Genomic DNA, 6,195 nt, shown 5'->3' with positions numbered 1-6,195 from the left:
CGCTACCCAACACCACCAACGCGACCACTGATTGATCGGCTACACCACGAGAAGGGACATGACCCCGAGATCAACGATGCCCGAGTGGGTGCTGGCTCTGCACCGCGTCAGCCGACTCAGCAGCAGAGAGCTCCAGGTGTTCCGGCTACTGGCAGACGGGGCCAGCAACGCCGAGATCGCCGACGAACTGGTGGTGACGGAGCGGACGGTACGCGCACACACCGGCAGCATCCTCTCGAAGTTGGAACTCAAGTCACGCTTGAAGGTGTGTCTGACGGCCTTCGCATACACGCAAAGACTGGCTCTGAAGCCAATGGGCCTGGGGCCACAGGGGGGCCAGAGTGGAGTCATCACAGCACGGGAGGAGGTGAATGAGATGAAGAAGTTCTACGAGGCCCCTGCTCTGATCGAGCGTGGCGCCTTCGCGGCTGCTACGGCCGGGTTCGGCCGGCTCCTCGCCGACCAGCTGGTTGGTCGGCTGATCCCGTAACCGAGGCTCGACAATGCAGGAAGGTACCCGGCATCCCATGGACAGTTTTGTGGTGGCACCTGACCACGATGCGGCCGCGGCGGCTGTCGGGTGCCTTCCCTTCGAGCCGACACACGTCGTGCCCCACCCTTCCGGGCGGCCCTGGATCCTGGCAGACCTGCCCTTCGCCACTCTCTCCGTCGTCCACGTAGACGGGAAGACGCTCGCTCTCATAGGGCCGGGCGACGTGCCCCAGGACCAGATGGCAGATGCTCTTTCAGCGTGCGTGAGCGTTATGGACCTGGACGGATTCATCACCTCGCTGCCCGGAGTGTTCCACGTCATCGCGCGGATTGCCGGGACATCTCGCGTACAGGGCACCGCGTCGGGGCTCCGGCAGGTGTCCTACGCAGAACACGTCGGCCACATCTGGGCAAGCGACCGGGCCCGCACGCTCGCACGGCTGACGGGGGCACCGCTGGATCGGTCCGCGCTGGCGCTCCGGCTGCTGGAGCCCGTGCCCCATCCCTTACCCCAGCGTGGGCTGTGGCGCGGTATCGAGACGGTGCCACCGGGGCACTGTCTCGTCCTGGGCGATGGGCGGGACAGGCGGGTCGAGTGTTGGTGGCGCCCGCCGGCACCGAGCAGAACGCTGGCCGCCGGCGCGGATCGGGTACGGGAAGCCCTGCGCCTTTCGGTGCGGCAGCATGCGCGGGGGCGGACGAAAGTCAGCAGTGAACTGTCGGGCGGCTTCGACTCCACGGCGCTGTTCTTCCTCGCTGAGCGGGAGCGACCGGTCATGGCCGTGACGGCCGCCGGCCGCGACCCCTTGGACAAGGACGCGGCTTGGGCCGCATGCGCCGTGAGCCACGCCAGCCAGGTCGACCACCGCGTGGTCCCGGCCGAACGCCTGCCGCTGGTCTACGCACAGTTGGACCGGGCGACCGAGCCGCTGGACGAGCCGTCCATCGCCGTCGCAAGCCGGTCACGAGTCCTGGCAATGACGGAGATTCCGCGCCGGGAGGGCGCCGACCTCCACCTCACCGGCCACGGCGGTGACCACTTGTTCGTTGGCCTGCCGACGCTGACCACAGACCTCCTACGCCGTCGGCCATTGCTGGCCCTGCGCCACATGAATGCCTATCGCGGCATGTTCGGCTGGCCATGGATCGGCATGGCCAGACAACTGATCAGCCCTGGCTCCTACAGACGCTGGTTGGCGACGTCGGCGACCTCGGGCACCGCGGCGGACCCGCGGTTCCCCATCCTCACCTGGGGAATCGGAGCGACCATGCCGCCCTGGCTCACACTTCCCGCCGCGGAGATGATCCACGAGGAAGTCCGGCAGGCCGTGCAGACGGCGACACCGCTGGCCGCCACCCCGGGACGCCATCTCGAACTCGACGGGATCCGTGACGGAGCCCGCCTCGCGCGAGCCCTGACGGACATCACCGCCTGTGCCGGACTGCCCCTCTCCACGCCCTTCTTCGACGACCGGGTGATGGAAGCCGCACTCGCAGTGCGTATCGAGGACCGGGCCCGGCCCTTCGCCTACAAGCCGCTGCTCGCCGCCGCCATGCACGGCATCGTGCCCCCCGACCTGCTCAAAAGGACGACCAAGGGGGTAGGAAATATGGACCTGGCCGTGGGGCTGCGCACGTACGCGCCGCATCTCAGCCAACTCTGGTCCGACTCACGGCTTGCGGAACTCGGCCTGGTCGACGGGCAGCGCCTGGCATGCCTGTGCGCGCGCCCGGCCTCCGCCGAACTGGACGACGGTGCACTACTCACCACCGTGGCCTGCGAGCTGTGGCTCCGCAGCCTGGAACACGCATAGCACAGACAGGAGACGCTCATGGGTTTTAAGCTGCACGACCACATCTCGATGGTGCCCACCGAATACGGATCGGTCTTGCTCGACGAGCGCACCGGCGCCTACTTCCAGCTGAACCCCACGGGCACGGAAGTGGTGACTGGTCTGATCGAGCAGCACGACGCGGCCTACGTCGCGAGGAAGCTCGTGGCCGAGTACGACATCCCCGAAGAACAGGCGGCCTCCGATGTCGCAGCGCTCATCGCCCAGCTGCGTGAGGCGGAGCTGGTCCAGCCGTGAGCGCCGGAATGACCATGCCCGCCCGAGAGCCGGGCGGCTTATGGCGGCGGGCGAAGGTAAGGACCGCTGTCCTGGCCGGGCTGCTTCTGGCGCGCATGGCCCCGCATCGCATCCGCTCCTTTATGCGGCGAGCGGTGGGCGGAGCCCGGAAGGCGGAGTACGAGACGGTGGACGCCTACTACCGCGCTGTAGCCGCGGCCAGCCCCCGCTGCGCCGGGTGGCAGGGATGCCTCCCCCGCTCGATCGCGGTGGCGCTCCTGTGCCGGGCTGAGGGCAGGTGGCCGGACTGGAACGTCGGTGTCCGCCGGACGCCGCCCTTCGCGGCACATGCCTGGCTCGAAGCGGGGGGAAGGATCGTTGCCGAGCCGGGGACGCCGACGGCCTACGGGGTGCTCATGCACGTGGGGGCTGCTGATGTCTCCTAGCCGGGGCATGGCCGAGCCCGTGGGGCTCGCGGCACTCCTTCGCATGCTCCGGCCGCACCGGGGTCTTGTCGTCGGCGCGGTCACTCTGGTGATCACCGCCTCCGTGCTCGGTCTCGCGCAGCCGGTGCTCGCCGGCCGGATCATCGACCGCGTCCGCACCTCCGAGCCCATCGTCGGCCTTGTGCTGACCCTCACCTTGCTGTTCGTGGCGCAAACGCTGATCGACACGGCCGGCCGTTACCTCCTCGAGTGCACGGGCGAGAGTGTTGTCCGCGGGCTGCGGCAGCTGCTCGTCCGGCGGCTGATCCGCCTGCAGCTGCCCGTACTCCACACCCATCGCACCGGAGATCTGATCTCCCGGGCCACCGGTGACACGCTGGCACTGCGTGACAGCGTCACCCGCGGTCTCGTGGAGATCGCGGTGGGAGCTCTCACCGTCACGGGCGCCGCTGCGCTCATGGTTGCCATCGACCCCGTCCTGTTCCTGGTCGTTCTGGGTGTCTTCGCCGTCGCCGCGCTGGGGGTGACGGTCGTACTGAACCGCATTCGGGAAGCGGCGGAGCAGTCCCGGACCGCGGTGGGTGTGCTGACCGCGGATCTCGAAAGGAGCTTGTCGGCGATCCGGACCATCCGTATCCACCAGGCGGAGCGGCCTGAGACGGACCGGGTCCTGGCATCGGTCGATGCGGCGTTCGATGCGGGGGTCAGAGGCGCGCGCCTGGCAGCCACCGCCCAGCCTGCGATCCAGCTCGCGGCGTCCGGCTCCTTCCTCCTCGTCCTCGTGGTCGGTGGGATGCGCGTGGCCTCAGGGGATCTCCAACTCGGCGACCTGGTCGCCGTACTGCTGTACGCCACCTACCTGGTGATGCCCCTCGGCAACCTGCTGGAGGGCCTCACCACGCTCAAGAGGGCCATGGGCGCACTTCAGCGCGTGCAGGAGGCGCTGGATCTGCCCACCGAGTCCGACGACGGCACGCCCGGCGCGATCGCGGCAGCCGTTCCGGGCGCCCCAGCGCTCGCCTTCGCCGGCGTCCGCTTCGCCTATGACGGCAGACCCGCGCTGCGCGGAGTCAGCTTCGAGCTTGCTCGCGGGTCGAGGACGGCGTTGGTCGGCACCTCCGGATCCGGCAAGTCGACGATCCTCTCCCTGATCTGCCGGTTCTACGAACCGACGAGCGGCACCATCAGCTATCTCGGCCACGACGCAGCCGCGTTGACCCGCGACCAATGCCGTCAGCTCGTGTCGCTTGTCGAGCAGAGTGCCCCGGTACTCCACGGAACGATCCGGGAGAACCTTTGCATGGGTCGGCCCTCGGACGCGGCCGAAATGGACAGGGTGCTTCGCCAGGTCAACCTTCACGACTGGGTCGAGACCCTGCCCGACGGCGTTGACACCCAGGTGGGTGAGCACGGGGCGCAGCTGTCCGGCGGCGAGCGCCAACGCCTGGCGATCGCGCGGGCTCTGCTGACCCGGCCCGCCCTCCTGCTTCTCGACGAGCCGACCTCCAGCCTCGATGCGGAGAACGGGAGGACGGTGATGGACGGACTGCGCCGCCTCCACGGGGACGGCGTCACCGTGCTGATCGTCGCCCACCGCCTCTCGACCGTGCGCGATGCCGACCACATCCTCGTCGTCGACGACGGCGAAGTGGTCGCAGCAGGCAGCCACCACGAACTGGTGCACACCAGCGAGCACTACCGGCTCTTGCTGGGCACCCAGATCACAGACGACAAACACACCGACTTCTCGGGAGTGCAGAAGTGACCGCCGACCTTGAGTTCGCCGAGGCAGCGAGCGGACTCGCCCCCATCGCGCTCCGCGCTGCCGCCACTCTGCGGATGGCCGACCACATAGCCGCAGGCCACGACACCGTCCTGTCGCTGGCCGAGCGGACGGGCACCGACCCGGACCTGCTCAGCCGCGTGCTCCGGTTCCTCGCATGCCGTGGCGTGTTCGCCGAGCCTCGCCCGGGAACGTACGCGCTCACCCATCTGTCCCTCACCCTCCTGGAGGGCCACCCCTCGGGCCTATGCGATTGGCTGGACGCTTCAGGAGCCGGGGCGCGCATGGACGCCGCAGTCGGAGACCTCCTCGGTGCACTGCGCAGCGGCGAGCCCTCCTACCCCAGGCTGCACGGGCGGCCCTTCTACGAGGATCTCGCCCTCCAAAGTAGCGGCCCGGCCTTCGACAGTCTGCGCCACACGCACGCCGAGAGCTACGTCTCGGACCTACTGGCTGCGTATCCATGGGACCAGGCCAGGCGCATAGTCGACGTGGGTGGCGGCACGGGAGTTCTCGTAGAAGCCCTCATGCGCACCCACAACACCCTGCGCACCGTGCTTTTGGACCTCCCCGGTGCGGTGGCGGCCGCCACCGCCCGTATCGCAGCCGCAGGATTCGGCGATCGGTTCACCCCGGTGAGCGGCAGCTTCTTCGAACCCCTACCGGCCGGCGCGGACGTGTACACACTCGTCAACGTCGTCCACAACTGGAACGACGAACAGGCAGCCGCCATTCTGCGCCGGTGCAGCGAAGCGGGCCGAAGGGACTCCACCTTCATCATCGTAGAGCGACTCGTGGACCACGCCGACCCCCGGGCGATCACCGCCATGGATCTGCGTATGTTCCTGTTCCTCGGCGGAAAGGAACGGACCGCGGCTCAGCTCCGCGAGCTCGCGAGCGCGGCCGGCATGGCGTACCAATCGATGGTCGAGACCCCACCAGGACTGCAGCTACTCGTCTTCCGCAAGAGACGTTCCTGGAGCCCCAGGGTCCGGGCGGCGAAGGGTGACGGGAGCCCCAGCTGATTGCTCAGGTGGGGCCACGTCGAGTCCGGCAACGGGAGCTTTCGCCTGTGACGGCGGGTGATCCCGGTTCTTCTCGCGCACCCCGCTTCTCGGCTCGCTGGCTGCACCCTTTCCGCGCCAGCGGCGCCGTACTCGTTTTGCGCTGGCGTGGACAAAGTGCTTCTGTATGGTGGCTCACTGAAACGGCACGATGGCCTGTGACGCAGGCTGGCACTCGTGACGCTCGTTTGACGCCCGGCCCCCTGGAGAGCAGGGGTAAAATGGCTCTGACCAGGGGCTTTGTTGCCTACCCCAGGTGTCCACATCTTTCCGATGACCGCTCACGTGGAGTGCGTCGCCATCCTGGAGCCGGTCCGAGAGAGCCTCTGACCTGGTCTTTA

6 protein-coding genes are annotated in these 6,195 nt (G+C 68.3%); all 6 read left to right on the top strand.

The annotated features are described in order from the left end of the window. The first annotated feature begins 31 nt into the window (after positions 1–31). From ABD207_RS25200 to ABD207_RS25175, 6 genes are read left to right on the top strand one after another with little or no spacing between them, the layout of a single operon-like run. Positions 32–490 carry a response regulator transcription factor gene (locus ABD207_RS25200; protein WP_344015417.1) on the top strand — a complete coding sequence of 153 codons (459 nt, stop codon included), beginning with the start codon at positions 32–34 and terminating at the stop codon, positions 488–490. Between the two features lie 37 nt (positions 491–527). After that, the gene (locus ABD207_RS25195) at positions 528–2,306 is read left to right on the top strand and encodes an asparagine synthase-related protein (RefSeq protein ID WP_344015416.1); all 1,779 of its coding nucleotides are present in this window, start codon (positions 528–530) and stop codon (positions 2,304–2,306) included. An 18-nt stretch (positions 2,307–2,324) separates the two neighbouring features. Beyond that, positions 2,325–2,582, top strand: coding sequence for a lasso peptide biosynthesis PqqD family chaperone (locus tag ABD207_RS25190; protein WP_344015414.1), 258 nt, complete (start codon positions 2,325–2,327; stop codon positions 2,580–2,582). Positions 2,583–2,590: 8 nt separating this feature from the next. Beyond that, on the top strand, positions 2,591–3,007 hold the full coding sequence (locus ABD207_RS25185; protein ID WP_344015413.1) for a lasso peptide biosynthesis B2 protein: 417 nt from the start codon (positions 2,591–2,593) through the stop codon (positions 3,005–3,007). Between the two features lie 7 nt (positions 3,008–3,014). Continuing rightward, positions 3,015–4,772, top strand: coding sequence for an ABC transporter ATP-binding protein (locus ABD207_RS25180; RefSeq protein WP_344015412.1), 1,758 nt, complete (start codon positions 3,015–3,017; stop codon positions 4,770–4,772). Further along, on the top strand, positions 4,769–5,815 hold the full coding sequence (locus ABD207_RS25175; RefSeq protein ID WP_344015410.1) for a methyltransferase: 1,047 nt from the start codon (positions 4,769–4,771) through the stop codon (positions 5,813–5,815). The genes ABD207_RS25180 and ABD207_RS25175 overlap by 4 nt, the downstream gene beginning before the upstream one ends. Positions 5,816–6,195 lie beyond the last annotated feature (380 nt).

Source organism: Streptomyces thermospinosisporus, from assembly GCF_039526425.1.
In the GTDB taxonomy this organism is placed as follows: Bacteria; Actinomycetota; Actinomycetes; order Streptomycetales; family Streptomycetaceae; genus Streptomyces; species Streptomyces thermocarboxydovorans.
The sequence above is the reverse complement of the archived record's forward strand: the minus strand, read 5'-3'. Positions and strand labels throughout refer to the sequence as shown.